Below are 23,354 nucleotides of genomic sequence, written 5' to 3' on the forward strand. Positions count from 1 at the left end.
GAATGAATTATCTTTCTCCGTCAAACAAACCAAACATTCCAAGACAGCATGAAAAATCCCAGTTCCTCCCGGAGGTCCTTCCTGAAAAAAACCACCCTGGCTACAGCCGGCCTCACCGCCGGCCCCTATATATTGCGCGCGGAAAACCGCGGTTCCGCCATGGAGCGGAAGTACGAGGCGTTCAGCCCCAACGACCAGGTGCAGCTCGGCCTGATCGGCTGCGGGATACAGGGCATTTTCGACACGCGTTCCGCCCTGGAAGTAGCCGGCGTGCAACTGGTAGCCGTATGCGACCTCTATTCAGGCCGGCTGACACGGGCCGAAGAACTCTGGGGCGAGGGCCTTTTCAAAACCCGCGATTACCGGGAACTCCTGGCCCGGGAAGATATCGACGCAGTCATCGTGGCCACTCCGGACCACTGGCATAAACAAATTACCATCGACGCCCTGAATGCGGGCAAGGCCGTTTATTGCGAAAAACCCATGGTGCAGCAATTTGAAGAAGGCCATGAAATCATTGCCGCCCAGAAACGGACCGGCGTTGTGTGCCAGGTGGGCAGCCAGGGTATGTCCTCCCTGGGCAACGAAAAAGCCCGGGAGCTTTACGAGGCGGGGGCCATCGGAGAAATCGTCATGCTGGACATGTACAACGACCGGTATAGCGCGGAAGGCGCCTGGCAATACCCGATCCCCCCGGATGCCAACCCCCAGACGGTAGACTTTGACACCTTCCTGGGCCGCGCCCCGGAGGTACCGTACGACAACACGCGGTTTTTCCGATGGAGGAACTACAGGGATTACGGGACCGGGGTAGCCGGCGACCTGTTCGTACACGCCTTTTCAACCCTCAACTACATCCTGAGCTCGAATGGGCCCGTGCGGGCGCTATCCACCGGCGGGCTTCGCTTCTGGAACGACGGCCGGGACGTTCCGGACGTGACCCTGACCTTCTACGACTACCCCAAGACGGATACCCACGCGGCCTTCAATGCCTCCTTCCGGGTCAATTTTATCGCCGGGGGCGGCGGAGGCGGGGGCTTTCGCCTGGTGGGTACCGAAGGATCGATGGAAGTAGGGCAGAATTCAGTCCGTTTGCAGCGTACCAAGCTGGACCTCGTACCCGGCGGGTATTCGATGATTGCGCAGACCGAGGCAAACCAGGCCTTATTGCAGGCGGCCTACGAGGAGGCGCTCGGCAACCAGCGCAGCGCCAACCTGAACCTGGGAGAGACCGTCTACGAGGCTCCCCGCGGATACAAAGGCGGGCACTACGACCACTTCTACAATTTCTTCGATGCCGTACGCGGCAACCGGAGTGTGATCCAGGACCCCACCTTCGGGTTGCGGGCCGCCGGGGCCGCCCTGCTGGCCAACGAGAGTTATTACACCTCCCGCCCGGTCCGCTGGGACCCGGATGCCATGCAACTCGTTGGGTAAACGGCCCGGCAGGCGGGCCTGTCGCCTCCCTACATCCGGAAGGTCAGTACCGGGATACTGGAATGGTTGGCAATGTCCTCCCCGATGCTCCCCATAAAGAAATGGGTCAGGCCTTTCCTGCCATGGGTGGGGACACCGATCAGGTCGGCCCCGACGTCCTCGCTGTAGGCGAGCACACCGCGTTCCACGCTGTAATCGTTGAAGATGTCCACTTCCAGGCCAGCCTTGGCCTTGTTCAGGAATCGGGATATCTGCTCGTTGATCTCCCGGGTACTCATAAAGTTGTCCCCGGGGATATTGATATAGACCGGCCGGAAGGAAGCGCCAAACAGGCCGGCAATTTTCTGGGCCTCGCGGAACACCTCCAGGCTTTCTTCCCTGAAATCGCACGCAAAAACAAAAGTGTCTACCTGGAAATCGGGCCGGTCCTTCTTAACCACCAGCACGGGTACTTCCGCATTGCGGACCACCTTCTCGGCATTCGAGCCGAAGAAGAGTTCCCTGAGCCCGTCCGATCCGTGGGACCCCATGACGATGAGGTCTGCGTTATGGCGTTCCACAACCTCGTTCACCTCGGAGAACACTTTGTAGTGCTTGATCACCGGGGTAATCCCAACTCCCTTCAGATAGGGTTTGTCGAGAAAATCCTCCAGGCGCTTTTCGGCTGCCTTCAGCAACAGGACCATCTGCTCGGGGTGGAAAGATTCCGCCGAGGAGATCATCGCGTAGTTGAGCTCCAGCATGTGCAGGACAATGATTTCGCCTTCGTTCGATTTGGCCAGGGAGGCCGCGAGCTTCAGGGCATATTCGGATTGTTCTGAAAAATCTACGGGTACTATTATTGTTTTCATAGTAGTAAAGTTAGGTTAAACGGTCATTGAAAATAAACGCGTTTCAGGCGATTTTTCGTGCAATCGCAAATCGAACGCCATACAGATGTTGCGCATAAAACGCCTGCCCCGTTGCGTAATCCGGATCCCGCCCGGCAACAATTCCACCAGGCCGTCGGCTTCGGGCTGGACAAGGCGCCCGACTATGGCCTCGCGGACATCCGCCGGCAGCCCGAGGTTCCACTGCGTTTCATTGCGGCACATCAGGTTCAGTATGTGCCTGCGGACCTGCCGGTCCGCCAGGGTAAGCTGGTGCCCGCGCATCAGCGGCAGGACGCCGCAGTCAACCAGGTGCTGGTATTCCTCCACGCTCTTCACGTTCTGGGCAAAGGCATCCCAGCTGTCGCTGATGCTGGATACGCCCAGGCCGATGGTCAGTTGCGTGGCGGTCTCGGTATAGCCCATAAAATTCCGGTGCAGCTGCCCGGACCGCATGGCCCGGTAAAGCACATCGGACTCCAGGGCGTAGTGGTCCATCCCCACGGCGGCATATCCGCCCTTTCCCAGGATTTCTTCGCCAAGGGCAAATTGCCTTAATTTCCCGGCTGCCCCCGGCAGGTCGGAATCGCGGAAGCCACGCTGGCCATTGCCCTTCATCCAGGGCACATGCGCATAACTGTAAAAGGCGATCCGGTCCGGACGGATGTCCAGGGTTTTCCCTAGCGTGTCCCGCACGTGGTCCGCCGTTTGCCTGGGCAGGCCGTAAATAATGTCGTGCCCCACGGATGTATACCCGATTTCCCGGGACAGGCGCGTGATCTCCGCAACCTCTTCAAAGCTTTGTTTCCGGTTGATGGCCTCCTGTACCCCTGGGTTGTAATCCTGTACCCCATAGGAAACCCGGCGGAATCCGAGATCGTAGAGAACCTGCAGGTGTTCCCGGGTGGTGTTGGACGGATGTCCCTCAAAACTGAATTCCCAGTCCGGGGCCCGATCCGCAAAGCGCAGGATGCCCCGCACCAGGAGCTGGAGGTTTTCTGGCGAGAAAAACGTGGGGGTCCCCCCGCCCAGGTGCAGCGTCCGGATCACCGGGCGCTTGCCGAAAATTTCGCGATACAGCTTCCACTCCTTCAGCACGGCCCGTATATACGGGTCTTCCACACTGTGGCGTTTGGTGATTCGCTTCAGGCAGCCGCAAAACGTACAAAGGCTCTCGCAAAATGGCAGGTGGATATACACACTGATCCCACTGGCGGCATTGCTCTGGTCAAAACTCCGTTTGGCAGCAACCTTCCAGTTACTGCCCGAAAAACCGTCCCTTTCCCAATAGGGCACTGTGGGGTAACTCGTGTAGCGCGGACCGGGGACATTGTATTTTTTACTCAGGGTACACATAATCAAAGGCGTTTCACACAAAGCTACACCGACCCTGCCCTCCAGAATATGATAATTGTCACCCGGCGGATCGGGCCGTCCAACTCAAAAGGAGTCCCTTTGCGGATCAATACGTATCCTTGATCCAGTCGTAGGGTTTGCGCCGAATCCACTGCCCCCTTGTAAAATCGGGCACATCCTGGGGTTCCCCCCGGCCGGCGATGGACTGTTCGGAGAGCGGGGTCACGCTGCTCCAGGCGGCCGCATCGTAGGCATCAATGGGAGGGGCCACCCCGAGACGGGCCGACTGCACAAAGGCGTGGAGTACGAAAAAGTCCATCCCGCCATGGCCCGAACCCGAAGCGTACTCCCCGTATTTCTTCCACAGCGGGTGGTCATAGCGCTCCAGCCAGGGGCCGGCGGCATCCCAGCGGTGCGGCTCGGATTCCCCTTCGATATAGATCCGGTCGCCGTCCACCTCCCAGAGCCCGTTAGCCCCCTGTACGCGGAACCCGAGGGAATAGGGCCTGGGCAGGTTGCAGTCGTGCGTGACGATGATTGTCTCCCCCCGGGCTGTGGTCAACGTGGTGGTGATCACGTCGCCCTGCTGGAATTTCAGGGAGGCGTTCGGGTGGTCGGCCCCGCCCCGGGCCACGATATGGTTGTGCAGGCCGATGCCCTTGCTCGCCGTGGAGGTCAGACTCACCAATCGGTTGCCGCGGTTGATGTCGGCCATTGCCGCCACAGGCCCCAGGCCATGGGTCGGGTAGACATCCGCGTTCCGCCGGAGCGAATGGAGCGTCCGCCAACGGGCTTCCGATATCGCTTTTTCCCCAAATTCCACCCCGCCCCCATAGGGCTGTTTCCCGTCGTTGAACTTCACCTCCCGCAGGTCGTGCTGGTAGCCGCAACGGAAGTGCACCAATTCGCCGAAGACATCCTGCCGCACCATATTCAAAACGGCCAGTACGTCCCGGCGGTAGTTGACGTTCTCCAAAAGCATCAGGTGGGTCCCCGTAGCCTCATGCGTATCGACCAGGTCCCAGCACTCCTCCAGGGTGGTGGCCGCCGAGACTTCCAGTCCCGTATACTTTCCCGCCTTCATCGCGTCCACCGCCATGGGCGTATGCCAGAGCCAGGGTGTGGAAATCACCACCGCATCCACGGATTCCAGGTCCAGCAGGTCCCGGTAGGAATGCTCGTGCTCCCCAAAAGTTGCAGGCGGTTCCTGCCCGGCTTCCACCACCATCCCGGCCGCCGGCTCCAGGCGCCCGGGGTCGATGTCGCAAAGCGCCGTTACCCGGACATCGTCTCGCAACAGCAGGTTCCTCAGGTGGTTCGTGCCGCGCAGGCCCACGCCGATCAGGCCGATCCGGAGGATGTCTTTCCGGGGGGGTCCCGTCATGGAAAAAAGCCCGGAAGGACCCAGGCCGAGGGCGGTTGCCGCACATGCGGAATTCCGAAGGAAGGTACGTCGGTTATGCATATTGAAAGGATCTTGAAGTTTGACGGGAGAAGTTATGAATTTATGGGCTTTCACCCCTGTTTCCCATTCAAAATAGTATTTTTGGCCTGCAAAGAAAACGCTTCGATGACTTTACTCCTGATGGCCGCGGGACGCGGCAGCCGATACGGAAAACTCAAACAATTCGACGACCTGGGCCCGAACGGGGAATTCCTGATGGAATTCAGCATACACGATGCCCTCGCCAATGGTTTTGACCACATCGTGGTGATCACCCAAAAGGACAATGTGGATTTCCTGAGGGACTATTTGAAGGAGCGGCTGCCCGGGTCGGTTAGCCTGGATGTTCTGGCCCAGGAACTCACAGACCTGCCCGAAGGTGCATCGTTTAGCGGGGAACGCCCCAAACCCTGGGGTACAGCCCACGCAGTCTGGACGGCGAGGGATGTCATCCGCGGGCCTTTTGCGGTAATCAATGCAGACGATTATTACGGGCAGCCGGCCTATGCCCGGGCCGCCGAATTTATGAAGGCAACCGAAGGCAGCAATACCTTCGGCCTGGTGGCCTATACGCTCCGCGATACACTCTCGCCCCACGGATCCGTTTCGCGCGGGGTTTGCAGCCGGGAAGGGAAATACCTCCGGTCGGTGGACGAACGCGTGGAAATCCAGGAGGTAGACGGCCAAATCCGGGATGCGGACAGCGGCCTGGAGTTTGACGGCAACGAGCTGGTCAGCATGAATTTCTGGGTCTGCCACCCGTCCATCTTCCAACAAATAGAAACGGATTTCAGGGAATTCCTGAGCGGCAGCGACGACCCCTCCAAAGGGGAAATCTACCTGCCCTTTGTCATTCAGGACATGCTCAGCGAGGAGGTGGTACAGGTGGAGGTCATCCCGGCCGATAGCCCCTGGTTCGGGGTCACGTATGCGGCCGACAAGGAGCAGGCGGTCTCGGAACTCGCCGACCTATCCGACAAAGGCAGATACCCCAGCCCGCTCTGGGGCTGATCCGAAAATAAAGCGCCCATGGCCACTCCCCAACCAGCAAGGGTCCTCGAAAACTTTAAGATACCCGCCGGGTTGCGGGAACTGCAACCGATTTCGGAGGGCCTGATCAACGATACCTTCAGGGTGTCCATACCCAACTCGGACGGGTACGTCCTGCAACGGATCAATACGGAGGTATTCCCGGATCCGGACGCCCTCATGGAAAACCTGGAACGCATCCTGCCAAAACTCCGGGGGGATGGCTACCGCCAATTGGAACTCATCCGGACAACCGATGGCAGGGCCTGGTATCAGAATGCGGGTTCCGGCGCCTGGCGCCTATACAAATTCATCCCCGGATCCCAGACCATTTCCGATGCACAACAACCGGGGGTTGCACGGGAAACCGGCCGGATCCTGGGGCGTTTCCACCAGCTGCTGCAAGACACCGATCCCGGAATGCTGCATCCCGTGCTGCCGGGGTTCCACGACCTGGGCCTTCGGATGCAGCAACTCAACGCCGCCGAAACCCAGGGCCTTCCAGACCGGGTGGCCCGGGGACGTAAACTGGCAGAGCAGGCACGGGTACTGGCAAGCCAAATGGATGCCATACGGCTGGACACACTCCCCACACGGGTCTGCCACAACGACCCGAAGCTCAGCAATATCCTGTTTTCGACAGGTCTCCGTCCCAAAGCCCTCTGCCTGATTGACCTGGACACGCTGATGCCCGGTGCGCTGCTTTTTGATTTCGGGGATGCCGGACGCACATTGATCAATTCGCTGGCCGAGGAGCAACCGGAAGACGGGACCAACGAAATCGACTGGCGGGCCTATAGAGAATTCTGCCAGGGGTTTGCCGCTGCCTGCCCGGAACTCTCCGCGGCCGAATCGGCCAGCCTGCCGTACGGCCTCCTGCTAATGCCTTTATTGCACGGGGCACGGGCCCTGGCAGACTATTACCTGGGCGACCTCCATTACAAAGTTTCCTATGAAACGCAGAACCTGGTGCGGGCGCGAAACCTGCTCCGGGTGGCCGGGACGGCCGGGGAGGAAATCAATCGGCTCCGGGAAACCTGGGTTGCGGCCCGGGAAGAAACTTAAAGGGCAGACAGGGCCTGGGGTGTGCCGCGCCGGTTGGCTGACAGGGCCTGAATGGCGCAATGCAGTTTATCTGGCAGGAACCCATCCCCGGTTGGCGGATCGCCCCTGCGCGTTACTTAAAGGCGCTGATCCCCGTAATATCCGCCCCGGTTATGAGCAGATGGATATCGTGGGTGCCTTCGTAGGTAATCACGGATTCCAGGTTCATCATGTGGCGCATGATACTGTACTCCCCGGTAATACCCATACCCCCCAGGACCTGTCGGGCCTCGCGGGCGATATTCAGCGCCATCTCCACATTGTTCCGCTTGGCCATGGAAATCTGGGCCGTGGTGGCCCTTCCCTCATTGCGGAGCTGCCCAAGGCGGAAGGCGAGTAGCTGGGCCTTGGTGATCTCGGTGATCATCTCGGCCAGTTTTTTCTGTTGCAGTTGGGTGCCGGCAATGGGCTTGCCGAATTGTACGCGCTCCTTGGCATAGCGCAGGGCCGTATCGTAACAATCCATGGCGGCTCCGATAGCCCCCCAGGCAATCCCGTACCGGGCCGAGTCCAGGCAGCCCAGGGGGGCGCCCAAACCGGACTTGCCCTCCAGGAGGTTATCCTTAGGGACTTTTACGTTGTCGAAAATCAATTCGCCGGTAGCCGATGCCCGAAGCGACCACTTGTTGTGTGTTTCCGGGGTGGAAAAGCCCTCCATGCCGCGCTCCACGATCAGGCCGTGGATCCGGCCCTCCTCGTTCTTGGCCCATACAATTGCGATATCGGCAAAGGGCGCATTGGAAATCCAGAGCTTTGCCCCGTTGAGCAGGTAATGGTCCCCGGCGTCTTTGAAATTCGTCACCATCCCGGCCGGGTTGGAGCCGTGGTCGGGTTCCGTGAGGCCAAAACAGCCCATCCATTCCCCGGAGGCGAGCTTGGGCAGGTATTTCTCGCGTTGGGCCTCGTTCCCATAGGCAAAAATAGGGTACATCACCAGGGAGGACTGAACCGAAGCCGTAGACCGCACCCCGCTGTCTCCCCGCTCGATTTCCTGCATAATGAGCCCGTAACTGATCTGGTCCAGGCCTGCCCCCCCGTATTGTTCGGGGATATACGGCCCGAAAGCGCCGATTTCGGCCAGGCCGGCGAGTATCTCCTCCGGGAATTCCGCTTTCTGGGCGTATTCCTCAATGATTGGGGATACCGCCCGCTTTACCCAGGAACGGGTGGCATCGCGGACGAGCTTGTGTTCCTCGTCCAGCAAATCGTCGAGCAAATAGTAATCCGGGGCTTCAAAAAGATCGGGCTTCATGGGCAGTCATTTCAGTTCCGTCAAAGTTAGCTAAATCTAACAATTTGCCCGGCAGATGTTACATTTTTAAATAGAAGTCCCGGGTGAGATTTTTATAGTCGTCGGTGTATCGGTGCCGGGCCTCTTCAATCACCAATTCCCCTGGGGTATGCCGCACTTGCGTCCTTCCAAACGCCATCAGGCTTCGTTTCACCGGGGCGCCCGCACGCCCGCGCACCCGGAGCACCTTTTGGGGGTACAGCCCCAAGGCCGCGGCCAGCTTCGTAAAATCGGCCTCTGAAGCAAATGGGACGACCACCGAGAACAGGCCCTGCTCCGCCAACAACCGGTCTACCCCTTCCAACAGGCTGTTAAACGGCAGGGAGGCTTCCCGCCGGGCCCGTTCCCGGGCCGGCTCATGGCTGGAGACCTGTTCCGGGTGGAAGGGCGGGTTGGAAATAATCATATCGTACGGGCCGGCAGATTCGGCGACAAATTCTTCCCAGCTGCAGTGATAACAAAACAGCCGGTCTGCCCAGGGGGACGCCTCGAAGTTCTCCACGCAGCACACATAGGCCCCGGGGTCAACCTCCACTGCCTCAATATCCCCGGAAGGGCATCGCTGGGCGAGCATCAGGCCCAGGAGCCCGTTGCCGCTGCCCACATCGAGAAGCTGGCCGGGCGATTCGGGCAACGGGGCCCAGGCGCCGAGCAATACGCTGTCCGTGCCCACCTTCATGGCAGCCCCCTGCTGGGCTACCTGGAATTGTTTAAAATGAAAAACGTCCGACATACCGCCCTGATTAGTGCTCCTGACCGGCTCCTGTTTCCACCCGGCCGGGGGGCCTGTTTTCGACACCCTTCACTCCGGTAAGCGCATCGCCCAGGCGTCTGCGCATGGAATCCGCCTTACGGCTGATGGCTGCCAGCACCTCCGGGTGCCGTTCTGCCAAATTGTTAGTTTCACCCGGGTCTTCCCGGAGGTTGTACAACTCGGGGGCGGTTACGTCCACATAGTCGTACGCGCCGGGCAGGCCATCCGCCCCGGGCTCCTGTCCCTGCATGGTCCGGTAATTGTGCGGCAGCACCAGCTTCCAGTCCCCGTCGCGCACCGCCTGCAATTCATTGACCCGGTAATAGAAATAATAGGCATCCTGCGGGCCCCGGGCTTCCGCCCCGCTCAACAGGCCCCAGGCATTCTTCCCGTCGATTTCCCGCCCGGGTTGGGGGGAGCCCGTTACGGAGGCTATCGTCGGCAGCAGGTCGATGGCCATGAGCGGCTCGTCCAGGACTTTTCCCCGTGGCAACCGGCCCGGGAATTTCATGATGCAGGGTTCCCGCACGCCTCCTTCCCAATTGGTCCCCTTGCCTTCACGCAGCGGTTCGGCCCGGCCGGAGTGGTTGCCGTAGGCCAGCCACGGGCCGTTGTCTGAGGTGAAGATCACCCAGGTATCATCCGTGAGGCCATTGTCCTCCAACGCGCCCAAAACCTGCCCTACCGACCAGTCGATCTCCATGATCACATCCCCGTAAAGGCCCCGTCCGGATTTCCCCCGGAAGGCATCCGAAACAAAGAGGGGAACGTGCGGCTGGGGGTGGGGGACATACAGAAAAAAGGGCTCCTCCTTATGGCGGTTGATAAAATCCACGCTGCGTTCGGTTATCTGCCGGGTCAGCAGCCTCTGGTCTTCCAGCGTATCCACCACGCGCTCCTGCTCGTAGAGCGGTAGCGGCCCAAAATCGAAAACGGGGCCCTGCAGAGGATGCAGCGGCCACATGTCATTCGAATAGGGAATCCCGAAAAACTCGTCAAACCCGTGGCGCGTCGGCAGGAAATCCGGATGGTCGCCCAGGTGCCATTTCCCGAAAATCCCGGTCCGGTAGCCCTGTTGGCGCAGCAGTTCCGCCAGGGTTTCCTCCGCGGGGTTCAGGCCGACAGGGCTGTTGGGCATCAGCGCATTGTGAATCCCGACCCGATTCGGGTAACAGCCCGTGAGCAGCCCGGCCCGCGAAGCGGAACAAACCGGCTGAGCGGCGTAAAAATTGGTCAACAGCAACCCGTCCGCAGCCATGGCGTCCAGGTTTGGTGTAGGGATATCCCGGGCCCCGTACACCCCCACGTCCGAATACCCCTGGTCGTCCGTGAAAATGATCACGATATTCGGGGGGCGGTCTGCCCGGTCCGCTGCCGCGAATTCCGACTTAACGGTCTCCCGGCAGGACACCCCCAGCAGGATGATGGCGAGGAGCGGGTATCGGACACAGCGCTGGCACCACCGGGAAAACTTTTGCAGGAATTTACTCAGGGGCGTGGAAGTCGTTTTCATGGATTGAATGAGGAATTGTTTGGGAAAAATGGATATAAGGATGTCCTGCTGGATCAAATTTGTTAAATCTTTGAAATATCTGCACAAAGTACTTAATTTTCGTACAAACTCAGGGCCGTTTCCAGGCCCCGGACAAACTAAACGACATTGATGCCTTTACGCTTTTCCGGCCGGACCTGTGTCCTGCTCCTGGCCGCTCTTGCCCTGATACCGGCGTGTTCCGAAAAAAAACAACACCCCGTAGACCGGGTAATCGGTAGTTTTTCCGACTCCCTGCCGCATATCGGGCTGCCCCCGGATGCCGATGCTACAGATGCCAACTGGGCCGGGGCCGACCTGGGGCCCAAGCCCCCCGTTAAACCCCTCTACCCGGAGGAATCCGCCAAACACTTCCTGCTCCCGGACGGCTACCGGATGGAGCCCGTACTCACCGAACCGGAAATCGAACAGCCCGGGGCCATCGCCTTTGACGGCAATGGACGGATGTATGTCCTGGAACTCCGCTCGTATATGCTCACCGCCGATTCGGATGGGGAGCTCGACCCGATTAGCCGGATCTCCCGCTGGGAAGACCGGGATCATGACGGGGTGTACGAAACGGGCACCGTATTCGTCGACAGCCTGGTATTTCCGCGTTTTGTCCTGCCCTACGGAAAGGACTGCATCCTGGCCATGGAGAGCAACCGGGACAACGTGTACCGGTATACGGATACAGACGGGGACGGGCGCGCGGACCAGAAGGAATTGTTTACCAACCGCTTCGGGCGGGCGGGCAATGTGGAGCACCAGCAGGCCTTCATGTATTACGGGATGGACAATTGGCTCTACAGTACGGTGAACGCGTTTCGCGTTCGGGAAACCGCAGGCGGTATCATCCGGCAGCCCACGGGGTACAACCACGCCCAATGGGGCCTGACCCACGACGACGATGGCAAACTTTGGTTCCTGGGCGGGGCTTCCGGGGTGCCCTCCTATTTCCAGTTCCCGATCCACTATGGAAATTTCGAAGTCCCGGATGAACTGGCCGAAGGCTTTAAGGTACCCTGGGGTGCCCCCGTCCGTATCGCAGACATGCAGGGGGGCATGGATCAGGTCCGGCAACCCGACGGCTCCCTCAACGAGGTAACCGGGTCTGCCGGGAACGATATCTACCGTGGCGACAGGCTGCCGCGGGAACTCTACGGGGAACTCTTCTACGGGGAACCCGTGGCGCGCATTGTCCGGCAGGTCCACCCGGTGGTTGCCGAGGGGCTGACCACGTTGCACAACGCCTACCAGGAAGAAAAATCCGAATTCCTGCGCAGCACGGACCCACTCTTCCGGCCGGTGGATCTGACCACGGCCCCGGACGGTACGCTCTATGTCACCGATATGTACCGGGGGATTATCCAGGAGGGCCAGTGGGTGCAGCCGGGCTCCTATTTGCGCGCCAGGATCGAACAGTACCAACTCGACAAGGTCATCGGGCTCGGGCGCATATGGCGGCTAACCCACGAAGGCATCCCGCGCGACAAAACCCGACCGCGTATGCTGGACCAGCAACCATCCGAGTTGATTCAATACCTGAACCACCCGAATGGCTGGTGGCGGGACAAGGCGCAACAGCTCATCGTACTTTCCGGGGATACCTCCCTGGGGCCCCGATTGGAGGACCTCCTGGGGTCCGATTCCGAAGGTACGAATGCCCGGATCCACGCCCTGTGGTGCCTGGAGGGCCTCGGTTTGCTGCAGGAGAACCACATACGCCAATTGGCCGCAAGCCCGCAACCGCGGCTGCGGATTCAGGCCTTACGCGCCGGGGAAAGCCTCTACCTGGAGGGCCCTGCCGGCCTGGACGCCACCTATAATCGCTTGATGGAAGACCCGGTGGCAGATGTCGCCATCCAGGCGATGCTCAGCGCCAAATTCCTGGGGCTCGAAAACCTGGAATCCCGCATCGCGGCAATTGCCGACACATCCGATATCCGGGGGATCCGGCTGGTTGGGGAACAGATCCTCGACCAACTGGAAGCCGGCGGGCACAACCTGGCCGACGGGGATTTCAGCGAGGAACAACTGGCATCCCTGGAACGGGGAAAAGCCATCTACAATGAACTTTGCGTGCAATGCCACGGGGCAGGCGGTATTGGAAAACCTGCGGGCCGGGACCAACTGATGGCCCCTGCCCTGGCCTCCTCCCTGCGCGTCCAGGGGCACCCCCGGTACGCCCTGGGGGCCATCCTGCACGGATTACAGGGGGAAATCGAAGGAAAGCAATACGCCGGGGGGATCATGGTAGGCAATGCGGAACAATCCGACCGATGGATCGCCGATATCACCTCCTACATCCGGGTGGGCCTCGGAAATGGGGCCTCCCTGGTAACTGAAGCGGATGCAGCTGCTTTTCGGCAGGCCACCCGGGGGCGTCAGGCTCCCTATTCCTATCCGGAACTCCTGGCCTCCATCCCCCGGGAACTGAAACCCACTGAGGCGTGGAAGATGGAAGCCAGCCATACCCAGCCCGTCGTTATCGGGGGGGCTGCCAGTCCGAGGGCGGCTTTCGATTTCGGGGGATGGACCACCGGAGCAGACCAGCAGGTGGGGATGTGGTACCGGATCGATTTTCCGGAACCCATGCGCCTGGAGGAAATCCAGTTTGACGCCCCGGCCAACGGGACGGTATGGGCGGCCGCTAAAAAACCGGCAGCCTATCCCCGGGAGCTCAGCGTCCAGGCTTCCCAGGACGGGCAGACCTGGAAGGAAATAACCCGGGTGCGGCCCGACAGCCTGGAAGTGGCTTTTAAACTGCCTCCAACCCGGCTCCGGGCGCTTCGCCTAGAACTGACCGATGTCCCGGACGACCCGGGCATCCCCTGGTCCATGCGGCAGATGCGCCTCTACGGGCAACAGGAATCCCAGCAATCCACTCATTCGAAACCAGAAACAAAATGAAACAAGAGAAAAAAGGCCTGTCGCGCCGCAAATTTATCGGTACCACCGCACTGGTTGGCGCCGGAATAGGGCTCGGGGGTTCCCGGCTCTTCGCCGGCCCGGCCCTGATTAAGAACCCCGGGTATCCGGCATCGGTGATCAGCGGCGTTCAGATTGGCGTTATCACCTACTCCTTCCGGAGCATGCCCGATCAAAGCGCCGAAGCTACCCTGGACTACGTCAAACAATGCGGTATCGGCGCCATTGAATTAATGGGCGACCCGGCCGAATCCTTTGCGGGCAAGCCTGAGAACCCGGTGGATTTCCGCCAGTATTATCGCCTGAGGCGGGCCGAACGCGACGGGGGGCTCAGCGGTGACCAGCAGAAAGAACTGGCCGAACTCCGGGAAGCCAGTGAGGCCTATAACAAGGAAGTAGCCGCCTGGAGGGAGCAAACCTCCATGGAACCCTTTGAAGAACTCCGCCGGATGTATGCTAATGAAGGGGTTTCGATCTATGCCTTCAAGCCCCGGGCATTTGGGGCCGACAACACGGAGGCCGAGATGGACTGGGGGGTGCGGGCTGCAAAAGCCCTGGGCGCCAGCCATATTACGCTGGAACACCCGGATAACGACGCACATACCCAAAAACTGGCCCGCATTGCCGCCAAACACGGGATTTTTGTCGCCTACCACGGGCACGAACAGCAAACCCCCACTTTCTGGGACACCGCTCTGAAACAATCGACTTTCAATTCCCTCAACCTGGACCTCGGCCATTATGTGGCCGCCGGGAATGCGGACCCCCTTGGCATCATCCGGGATAAATTTTACCGGATCCAAAGCATGCACCTGAAAGACCGGCAGAAGCCGGAAAACGGGAAGGGGAATGTGGTTTGGGGAAGCGGAGATACCCCCATCCGCGAGGCCCTGCAACTTATGCGGGAAAATAAATACGACTTCCCGAGCACCATCGAACTCGAATACGACATCCCCGAAGGGTCCGACGCCGTAGCCGAGGTGAAGAAATGCCTGGAATTCTGCCGGGAGGCGCTTAGCTAGGGAGCGGCGGGCTGTATGCACCCCGGCCTGTTCCCCGTTCAGGTGAGGTAAAGGTCCAGCAGGCCCTCCGGGGTCCGAATGTGGATGACGCGCTGGTCGCGGTCCACCTTTTCGATAAAGTCGTCCGTAACGGGGATGAGCACTTCCCGCCCGTCCTTGTCCGCCACGAACAGCGCCTGGGCGCCCTGGTCATTGACCGAGCGGATTTCCCCCACATCGCCACGCCGGGCATCGTTCAGCCGAAACCCAATAACCTCGTGGTAATAAAATTTGTTCCCCTCAAGCGGCGGGAGCATTTGCAGGGGCAGGTACAATTCGCTGCCGAGGATACGGGTGGCATCTGCCTCCGAGTCGATGTCTTCGAAATGCAGCCGGAGCAAGCGCGTTTTGTGCAACTGGCAACGGCGCAAAAAAAATGGAACCAGGTTGTTCCCTACGGAAACAAACACCGATTCCAGATTTTCGTATAGCTGCGGCTCGTCTGTATCTAACTTCGCCAGTAACTCGCCCTTGAAGCCATGGCGGGAGACAATTTTACCGAGGTAGAAACAGTCTTCCTTCCGCATGGCAAAACAGGCTTATTCCTTATCGCCTGCTGCGGCTTCTTTCTTTTCTTCCTTTTCTTCGGAATCTCCGGCAGCAGCTTTGGGGGCTTCTTCGGCCTTTTCTTCAGCCTTCGCTTCCTCAGCCTTTTCGGCCGGGGCAGCTTCGGCTTTTTCCTCACCGGCTTCCTCCTGAGCAGCATCATCGGCAGCAGCAGGGGCCTCGGCCTCGGCTACTTCGTTTTCCGGTTCTCCGGCAGCTGCAACCGCTTCAACTTCCTCGGCAGCGCTTTCGCCTTCAGGGGTCTCCGGGGTTTCCTCCGCCTCCGGGGCTTCTGCCTCGGCAGCGGCCGCCTTGCGCTTTTCGTTGGCTTCCCGTTCAGCCTCCAGGGCCTTGGCACGCGCTTCTTCCCGGGCTTTTTCCAGTCCTTCGGTTTTCTGGCTTACCTTCTGCTCCTTTTCATCGAGCCATGCCTGAAATTTCTTTTCGGCCTCCTCTTCGGTCAGGGCCCCTTTACGAACGCCCCCCATCAGGTGGTGCTTCAGCAGTACCCCTTTATAGGAAAGGATCCGGCGGGCTGTCTCGCTGGGCTGAGCCCCGTCGTTGAGCCATTGTACGGATTGATCCACGTCTATCTCGATAGTGGCGGGATTCGTATTCGGGTTGTAGATTCCTAGTTTTTCGAGGAAACGGCCGTCGCGCTTGGCACGCACGTCGGCGGCTACGATCCAGTAAAAAGGTTTTCCTTTCTTACCGTGTCTCTGAAGTCTGATTCTAACTGGCATATCACATTAAAGTTTTGGGGTACCCGACCCCGGTTATTAATTCTTGTTACAACATTTCAAGCTGTTCAGCCAAGGGTATTTCTACTGAAAGCGGGTGCAAATATACGCCATTTTGCCAATGAGTAAAGGACTTGGGCGAAAAATTTATACCCCGCGGAGCCCCATATTTTCATAAAAGCTGTTAAGAGGATGATAAATTGTGCTAAATATTTGATTTGCCGCAGGTTGACCAGTATACTATTTATGTCTTATTGAAAGGCACCATAGAAACAGTAACCACTAAAATGACGATAGACCATGAAGTACACTGAAAAAATTTCCAATAAGTTAAACGAATTACTCGAAAAGACATACGATGCTGAAAAAGGATATAAGCTCGCAGCCGAGAAGGTAGAAGTGCCAGCCGTGAAGGAATTCCTGAACGACAAAGTTAAGCAGCGCTATACCTTTGGGCACGAACTGAAGACCGAAATCCGCGAGTACGGGGAATTGCCAGACAAAGGCGGCAGCTTTAAGGGCGACCTGCACCGTACCTGGATGAATCTCACCAGTACGCTCACCGGCAATGAAACCGAACGCATCCTCGAAGAAGTAGAGCGGGGCGAGAAAGCCAGCCTGGAGCAGTACGATGAAATCCTCGACGATAAGGAAATGACCCTCCCGCCATCTACGGAGCAGCTCCTGAGAAGTCAGCGCAACGCCATCCAGGCAGCCCTGAACACGTCGAAGATGTACGAATCCATCGTATCCTGATCGACGCACGCAAATACCCAATATCAGAACCCGGCCCCGCGCCGGGTTTTTTCTTGCCAGGGGATGGATCCACCGGAACTTTTGCGGTCGCTCGGCTACGGACGGCCCGCACACCGGCTGGCTCCTCGGCCCAGTTAATAACTCATAAAAACTCCATTTTTGCAGCCCGGGGTATTTCCATAATTTTATCCTCCTGATTCCCGATACCTGTCCATGTACCTCATATTCGACACAGAGACCACCGGGCTTCCCAAACGTTGGGACGCCCCCGCCAGCGACACTGACAACTGGCCCCGCTGCATCCAGATTGCCTGGCAATTGCACGACGGGGAAGGGCGGCTGGTGGAACAATACGACGCGCTGGTCCGGCCGGACGGGTTTAACATCCCGTACGACGCCGAACAGATTCACGGTATCTCCACAGACCTAGCGCGGGAAGAAGGGCTCCCGCTGGAAGAAGTTCTCGAGGCATTTCGCGGGGCATTATCCCGCACCCAATTCCTGGTAGGCCAGAATGTCGGGTTCGACATCAACGTGATGGGGGCCGAATTTTACCGGGTTGCAGACGAGGACCCCCTGGAAAAATTCCCGGTACTCGACACGTGTACGGAATCCACGGCAGAACTCTGCCAGCTCCCGGGCGGGCGGGGAGGAAAATTCAAGCTGCCCACCCTCACCGAATTGCACCTGCACCTTTTTGGGGAACCTTTTGAGGAAGCGCACAACGCGACAGCCGACGTGGAAGCCACCGCCCGATGCTTCCTGGAATTGCTCCGCCGGCGGCAATACAGCCCGGAGCAGCTCGGCGTGGCCCCCGGGTATTTCGAGGCTTTCGACCGGGCCAACCCGGGAACTATCGCCCCGATCGGGATTGCCCACAAAAACCTTAAAAAAGCCTCCCGCAAACTCGCGGAAGCCACAGCGGTAGACGATCCCGGGCTCACGCGGGCAGAAATACGGGAGAACGTCCAGGCCCTGGAAGGGGTCCCTTTCGCCCACCTGCACAACCACAGCCAGTTTTCCGTCCTCCAGTCCACCATGGGCATCAAGGACCTGGTGGCCGCCGCGGCGGAATACGGGATGCCGGCCGTGGCCCTGACGGACCACGCCAACATGATGGGGGCCTTCCATTTTGTACGGGAGGTCAAAGCCCACAACAGCAACCTCACCGAGGAGGACCGGGCATCGGGCAAGCGGGACCTCATCCCGATTATCGGTTGCGAGTTCTTTGTCTGCGAGGACCGCAACAACAAATCCGTCAAGGATTACGGCTACCAGGTAGTAATGCTGGCCAAGAATAAGAAGGGCTACCACAACCTGGCCAAGATGTCCTCCATCGCCTACACGGAAGGGTTCTACTATGTGCCCCGGATAGACCGGGAGGTTGTGGAGCGCTATAAAGAGGATGTCATCGTCCTTACCGGAAACCTCTATGGGGAAGTTCCCTCCAAGGTGTTGAACCAGGGGGAAAAACAAGCCGAAGAGGCGTTGCTCTGGTGGAAAGAGCAATTCGGGGAAGACCTCTATGTGGAGGTGATGCGCCACGGGCAGGAAGACGAGGACCGGGCCAACCAGAGCCTAGTAGCCCTCGCAAAAAAACACGAGGTGTCCCTGGTGGCCACCAACAACACCTATTACCGCCGCAAGGAAGATGCGGAAGCCCACGACATCCTGCTGTGCGTCAAGGAAGGGGAAAAACAGGCAACCCCCATCGGGCGCGGCCGGGGCTACCGCTTTGGCCTGCCCAACCAGGAATACTACTTCAAATCCCCGGAAGAAATGAAGGAGCTGTTCCGCGACCTGCCGGAAAGCATCCAGTCCATTGAGGGAATCATCGAGAAGATCGAGCCCTTTGACCTGGCCCGGGATGTCCTCCTTCCAAAATTCGAGATCCCCGAGGAATTCCGGGTGGCCGAGGACGCAGCGGACGGCGGCAAACGGGGCGAAAATGCCTATCTCCGCCACATCACCTTTCAGGGGGCGGAAAAGCGGTACGGGGAGATCACGGAGGCCATCCGGGAGCGGCTGGACTTTGAACTTTCCACTATCGAAAACTCCGGGTACCCGGGTTATTTCCTGATCGTGGAGGATTTTATCCGCGAAGCCCGCAACATGGGGGTGTCCGTAGGCCCCGGGCGGGGCTCGGCGGCCGGGTCCGTAGTTGCGTACTGCCTGGGGATCACCAACATCGACCCGCTCAAGTACGATCTGCTGTTTGAGCGGTTCCTGAACCCGGACCGGGTATCCATGCCCGATATCGACATCGACTTTGACGACGAGGGGCGCTCACGGGTAATGGATTACGTCATCGACAAATACGGCGCCAACCAGGTGGCCCAGATCATCACCTACGGCACCATGGCGGCAAAATCCTCCATCCGGGACACCGCCCGGGTGCTGGACCTGCCGCTCAGCGAAGCGGACCGCATCGCAAAGCTCATCCCGAACATGTCCAAGCTGGCCAAGATTTTCGGGCAGGACGAGGCAGAGCTCAAAAAGAAATTCCGCTCGGACGACCTGGCAAAGGTCAATGAGCTGCTGAACCTGTCCGAGGGCAGCGACCTGGAGGCGCAGACCGTCAATATGGCCCGCGTGCTGGAGGGCTCGCTGCGCAACACGGGCATCCACGCCTGCGGGGTGATCATTACCCCGGACGACATCACGAATTTTGTCCCGGTGGCCACCGCCAAGGATTCCGACCTCTACGTGACCCAGTTCGACAACTCCGTGGTGGAAAACGCCGGCCTGCTCAAGATGGATTTCCTGGGCCTGAAAACGCTGACGCTCATCAAGGATACGGTGAAGATCGTCAAGGCGCGGCACGGTATCGACCTGATCCCGGACGACTTTCCCCTGGACGACGCGGAAACCTATGAGCTCTTCCAGCGGGGCGAAACGGTGGGGATATTCCAGTACGAATCCCCGGGGATGCAAAAGCACCTGAAAGACCTCAAACCGACAGTCTTCGACGATTTGATCGCCATGAACGCCCTCTACCGGCCCGGGCCCATGGAATACATCCCGAGTTTTATCGCGCGGAAGCACGGGCAGGAGGAAATCACCTATGACCTCCCGGAAATGGAGGAATACCTGCAGGAGACCTACGGGATCACCGTCTACCAGGAGCAGGTGATGCTGCTCTCCCAGAAGCTGGCCGGGTTTTCCAAGGGCGAGGCGGACGTACTCCGCAAGGCGATGGGGAAAAAGATCTTTGCGCTGCTGCAGAAACTCAAGCCCAAATTCCTGGACGGGGGCGAGGCAAACGGGCATCCGCGGGATGTACTTGAGAAGATCTGGAAAGACTGGGAAGCCTTCGCCTCCTACGCCTTCAACAAGAGCCACTCCACCTGCTATGCCTATATCGCCTACCAGACGGCCTACCTGAAGGCCCACTACCCGGCCGAATACATGGCCGCAGTGCTCTCCAACAATATGAACGACATCAAGCAGGTAACCTTCTTTATGGAGGAATGCCGGCGGATGGGCCTGGACGTTCTCGGGCCGGATGTCAACGAATCCTATTACAAGTTCGCGGTGAACAAGGACAACCAGGTGCGCTTTGGCATGGGGGCCATCAAAGGCGTGGGGCGGAGTGCCGTGGAAACCATCGTGGAAAACCGCAAGGCGGACGGCCCCTACCAGTCTATCTTTGACCTGGCCAAGCGCATCGATTTGCGGGCCGCCAACAAGAAGGCCTTTGAAAACCTGGCCCTGGCGGGCGGGTTCGACTCCCTGGGAAATGCGCATCGCGCCCAGTACTTCGATTGCGGCACGGACGGGGTGAGTTTCCTGGAGAAGGTGATTCGCTTCGGGGCCCGTTTCCAGGAGAGCGAAAACTCCTCCCAGGTAAGCCTATTTGGGGGCAGCAGCGAAGTGCAGATTGCCGAGCCGGAAATCCCGCCCTGCGAGGAATGGGGTACCATGGAGACCCTGAAACGGGAAAAAGAGGTGGTGGGCATCTATATCTCGGGCCACCCCCTGGACGATTTCAAGACGGAAATCCAGGCGTTCTGCAATACGGAGATCTATGCCCTGAACGACCTGTCGCCCTACCTCAACCGGGAACTCAGCCTGGCCGGGGTGATTACGGACGTGCAGCACCGGGTTTCCAAAAACGGCAAGGGCTGGGCGATCTTTACCCTGGAGGATTATTCAGACGCCTTTGAATTCAAGGTTTTCGGGGAGGAATACCTGAAATTCCGGCATTTCCTGACCATCAATGCGTTTATCTACCTGAAAGTCTTTGTCCGGGAAGGCTGGGTGAACCGGGAAACCGGAAAAAAAGGCGACCCCCGCCTCCAGTACAACCAGGTCCTCCTGCTGCAGGACGTGATGGACGCCTATGCCAAAAAACTGACCATCCAGCTCGATATCGGGCAGCTGCACGAGAAGCGCATCCGGGAATTGCAGGACACGCTGCGTTCCTTTAAAGGGCAGCACCACCTGAATTTTGTGGTCTACGAGATGGAGGAAGCCATCAAGGTACAGCTCTCCAGCCGGAAGCAAAAGGTCCACATCAGCTCGGAACTGCTCCATTCGCTCCGCGACCAGGAAGTGCATTACAAACTCAATTAAGAAGTCTACCCGCGAACCCCGGCAGGCCCTCAGGCTTTATCCCGGCCTGCTCCGCATCCTGCGCCCTGTCCTTCGCCTATCGACGGACTCAATCGGCATATCGACAAATCGAATACGCACAGTGTAAGGGACGGCTTAAATAATTGACTAACTTTGCACTAATTAAAATAAAGCGAATATGGCACTAGAAATAACAGATGCGACCTTTGACGAGGTGGTCCTTAAAAGCGATAAACCGGTAGTAGTAGATTTTTGGGCGGCATGGTGCGGCCCCTGCCGGATGGTTGGACCCATCATCGAGGAACTCAGCCAGGAATACGACGGCAAAGCGGTTGTCGGGAAGGTAGACGTGGATGTCCACCAGGAGTTCGCGGCCAAGTACGGCGTGCGGAACATCCCTACCGTATTGGTGTTCAAGGATGGCGAAATCGTAAACCGCCAGGTGGGCGTCAGCCCGAAAAAGGTTTACGCCGAAGCGATCGACGCGGTCCTGTAGCCACTCGATATACACAGTATTCAAAGTCCCGTTCCCGGTTACCCCGGTTGCGGGATTTTTTTTTTGCTCCTGTGACGCTCCACCCCGTCTTCCCCTTCCTCCCCTTCTTACCCTTCTTACCCTTCCTCCCATTCCTCCCATTCCTCCCATTCCTCCCCGGTTCTGGAAAATTACCTGCTACTTGCCCGTCCCTTCGTATCTTTGAGGTATGGACCTGAGATCGGAACTGCACAATGCCCCCCTGTTCGAAAACCTCGGCCTGCTGGCCCGGCAGGTGGTGGAGGGGTATATCAGCGGGATCCACAAAAGTCCCTTTCACGGGTATTCTGCCGAATTCGCCGAACACAAGGTCTACAACACAGGCGAAAGCACCAAGCACATCGACTGGAAGCTCTTTGCCAAAACGGACAAGCTCTACACAAAGCGCTATGAGGAGGAAACGAACCTGCGCTGCCACCTGATCCTGGACAGCTCGGCTTCCATGTATTACCCGGAGGTGAAAAAGCTGGACCTGGACCACCTGCACAAAATGGGATTTGCCGTCCTGGCCGCGGCCGCCCTGATGGAACTGCTCAAAAAACAGCGCGACGCCGTGGGCCTCAGCGTCTTTGCCGATACCTACGAATACCACGCCCCGGAAAAAGGCAGTGAGCGGCACTTCCAGATGCTCCTGGCCAAACTGAACGACCTGGGGCTAGCCGGCCGCCGCGGGGCGGGCACGGAACTCCACGCCCACCTGCACCTGATTGCCGAGAAATTGAAGCGGCGCAGCCTGGTGATCCTCTTCTCCGACCTTTTCCAGGACAGCGTGGGGGACGAACAGCTCTTTGAGGCGCTCCGCCACCTGAAATACAACAAACACGAAGTAGTCCTCTTCCACCTGGCCGACCGGGCCACCGAACTGGACTTCGATTTTGAGAACACCCCGAAACGCTTCCTGGATGTGGAGACCGGCAAACACGTAGACCTCTATCCCGAGACCGTCCGCACCGCCTACCGGGATGCCCTGGACCGCTACGTCCGCTCCATCCAACTCATCTGCGGGCAGTACGACATCAAGTATGTAGGCATAGACGTTGCAGACCCGTTTGCCCGCGTACTGAATACCTTCCTCACAGAACGCCAGCGCTTTGCCGGATAGGCTGCGCTAAAAATGGATTTTTTGTTTGCCGGATTGAAATAGTACCTTATATTTGCCCACGCTTTTGAACAAGAAGCACTGACAATTTCCGCAAAGCCAACTGTTGTTGGCACCCGCAAGGGTTGGAACATTGGTCTGGTAGTTCAGTTGGTTAGAATACCTGCCTGTCACGCAGGGGGTCGCGGGTTCGAGTCCCGTCCAGACCGCTGTAAAGCAAAACCCTTCGCACGTAAGTGCGGGGGGTTTTTTCATTTGGACGAATGGAGAGCTTGCTCTCAAATTCGGACAAATGG

At 58.7% G+C, this 23,354-nt stretch carries 17 protein-coding genes and 1 tRNA gene; 10 read left to right on the forward strand and 8 right to left on the reverse strand.

What is annotated here, in order from left to right; translation table 11 throughout:
* Positions 1–48: 48 nt before the first annotated feature.
* A complete protein-coding gene (locus tag AC3DKS_RS03670; protein ID WP_422019281.1) occupies positions 49–1,437 on the forward strand; it encodes a Gfo/Idh/MocA family protein in 1,389 nt (462 codons plus the stop codon).
* Between the two features lie 29 nt (positions 1,438–1,466).
* Here the strand turns inward: AC3DKS_RS03670 and AC3DKS_RS03675 are convergent, their stop codons facing one another.
* The 3 genes from AC3DKS_RS03675 to AC3DKS_RS03685 form a co-directional block, all read right to left on the reverse strand.
* On the reverse strand, positions 1,467–2,288 hold the full coding sequence (locus tag AC3DKS_RS03675; protein WP_272607654.1) for a universal stress protein: 822 nt from the start codon (positions 2,286–2,288) through the stop codon (positions 1,467–1,469).
* Positions 2,289–2,303: 15 nt separating this feature from the next.
* Complete coding sequence (gene hemN / locus AC3DKS_RS03680; RefSeq protein WP_474730701.1) at positions 2,304–3,662, reverse strand: oxygen-independent coproporphyrinogen III oxidase; 1,359 nt, start codon at positions 3,660–3,662, stop codon at positions 2,304–2,306.
* 106 nt (positions 3,663–3,768) lie between these two features.
* Entirely contained in the window at positions 3,769–5,127 is a 1,359-nt protein-coding gene (locus AC3DKS_RS03685; RefSeq protein WP_041326873.1) for a Gfo/Idh/MocA family protein, read from the reverse strand.
* Between the two features lie 105 nt (positions 5,128–5,232).
* On the opposite strand from AC3DKS_RS03685, the gene AC3DKS_RS03690 reads away from it, so the two are divergent.
* Positions 5,233–6,117, forward strand: coding sequence for a nucleotidyltransferase family protein (locus tag AC3DKS_RS03690; protein ID WP_012813764.1), 885 nt, complete (start codon positions 5,233–5,235; stop codon positions 6,115–6,117).
* Positions 6,118–6,135: 18 nt separating this feature from the next.
* Positions 6,136–7,200, forward strand: a complete 1,065-nt coding sequence (locus tag AC3DKS_RS03695; RefSeq protein WP_474730704.1) for a phosphotransferase enzyme family protein — start codon at positions 6,136–6,138, stop codon at positions 7,198–7,200.
* A gap of 112 nt (positions 7,201–7,312) precedes the next feature.
* Here the strand turns inward: AC3DKS_RS03695 and AC3DKS_RS03700 are convergent, their stop codons facing one another.
* From AC3DKS_RS03700 to AC3DKS_RS03710, 3 genes are read right to left on the reverse strand one after another with little or no spacing between them, the layout of a single operon-like run.
* Positions 7,313–8,491 carry an acyl-CoA dehydrogenase family protein gene (locus AC3DKS_RS03700; RefSeq protein ID WP_012813766.1) on the reverse strand — a complete coding sequence of 393 codons (1,179 nt, stop codon included), beginning with the start codon at positions 8,489–8,491 and terminating at the stop codon, positions 7,313–7,315.
* Between the two features lie 58 nt (positions 8,492–8,549).
* Positions 8,550–9,263 carry a tRNA1(Val) (adenine(37)-N6)-methyltransferase gene (locus tag AC3DKS_RS03705; protein WP_012813767.1) on the reverse strand — a complete coding sequence of 238 codons (714 nt, stop codon included), beginning with the start codon at positions 9,261–9,263 and terminating at the stop codon, positions 8,550–8,552.
* A gap of 10 nt (positions 9,264–9,273) precedes the next feature.
* On the reverse strand, positions 9,274–10,797 hold the full coding sequence (locus tag AC3DKS_RS03710) for a sulfatase family protein (RefSeq protein ID WP_148214261.1): 1,524 nt from the start codon (positions 10,795–10,797) through the stop codon (positions 9,274–9,276).
* Between the two features lie 150 nt (positions 10,798–10,947).
* On the opposite strand from AC3DKS_RS03710, the gene AC3DKS_RS03715 reads away from it, so the two are divergent.
* Positions 10,948–13,728, forward strand: a complete 2,781-nt coding sequence (locus AC3DKS_RS03715; protein ID WP_272607655.1) for a DUF7133 domain-containing protein — start codon at positions 10,948–10,950, stop codon at positions 13,726–13,728.
* Positions 13,725–14,768, forward strand: a complete 1,044-nt coding sequence (locus AC3DKS_RS03720) for a sugar phosphate isomerase/epimerase family protein (RefSeq protein ID WP_272607656.1) — start codon at positions 13,725–13,727, stop codon at positions 14,766–14,768. The genes AC3DKS_RS03715 and AC3DKS_RS03720 overlap by 4 nt, the downstream gene beginning before the upstream one ends.
* A 38-nt stretch (positions 14,769–14,806) precedes the next feature.
* Here the strand turns inward: AC3DKS_RS03720 and rimM are convergent, their stop codons facing one another.
* Positions 14,807–15,334 (reverse strand): ribosome maturation factor RimM, encoded by a 528-nt coding sequence (gene rimM, locus AC3DKS_RS03725; protein ID WP_012813771.1) that lies wholly within the window; start codon positions 15,332–15,334, stop codon positions 14,807–14,809.
* A gap of 12 nt (positions 15,335–15,346) precedes the next feature.
* Positions 15,347–16,096 carry a 30S ribosomal protein S16 gene (locus AC3DKS_RS03730; protein ID WP_083760662.1) on the reverse strand — a complete coding sequence of 250 codons (750 nt, stop codon included), beginning with the start codon at positions 16,094–16,096 and terminating at the stop codon, positions 15,347–15,349.
* Positions 16,097–16,393: 297 nt separating this feature from the next.
* Between AC3DKS_RS03730 and AC3DKS_RS03735 the strand changes: the two genes are divergently transcribed.
* The 5 genes from AC3DKS_RS03735 (at position 16,394) to AC3DKS_RS03755 (ending at position 23,267) form a co-directional block, all read left to right on the forward strand.
* A complete protein-coding gene (locus AC3DKS_RS03735) occupies positions 16,394–16,849 on the forward strand; it encodes a ferritin-like domain-containing protein (RefSeq protein ID WP_012813773.1) in 456 nt (151 codons plus the stop codon).
* Between the two features lie 213 nt (positions 16,850–17,062).
* Positions 17,063–21,424, forward strand: coding sequence for a DNA polymerase III subunit alpha (gene dnaE / locus AC3DKS_RS03740; RefSeq protein WP_272607658.1), 4,362 nt, complete (start codon positions 17,063–17,065; stop codon positions 21,422–21,424).
* 178 nt (positions 21,425–21,602) lie between these two features.
* Positions 21,603–21,920 (forward strand): thioredoxin, encoded by a 318-nt coding sequence (gene trxA, locus AC3DKS_RS03745; protein ID WP_272607659.1) that lies wholly within the window; start codon positions 21,603–21,605, stop codon positions 21,918–21,920.
* 208 nt (positions 21,921–22,128) lie between these two features.
* Entirely contained in the window at positions 22,129–23,061 is a 933-nt protein-coding gene (locus AC3DKS_RS03750; protein WP_272607661.1) for a DUF58 domain-containing protein, read from the forward strand.
* Between the two features lie 132 nt (positions 23,062–23,193).
* Positions 23,194–23,267: transfer RNA gene (locus tag AC3DKS_RS03755), tRNA-Asp, on the forward strand.
* The last annotated feature ends 87 nt before the right edge of the window (positions 23,268–23,354 follow it).

This window comes from Robiginitalea sp. (assembly GCF_982776155.1).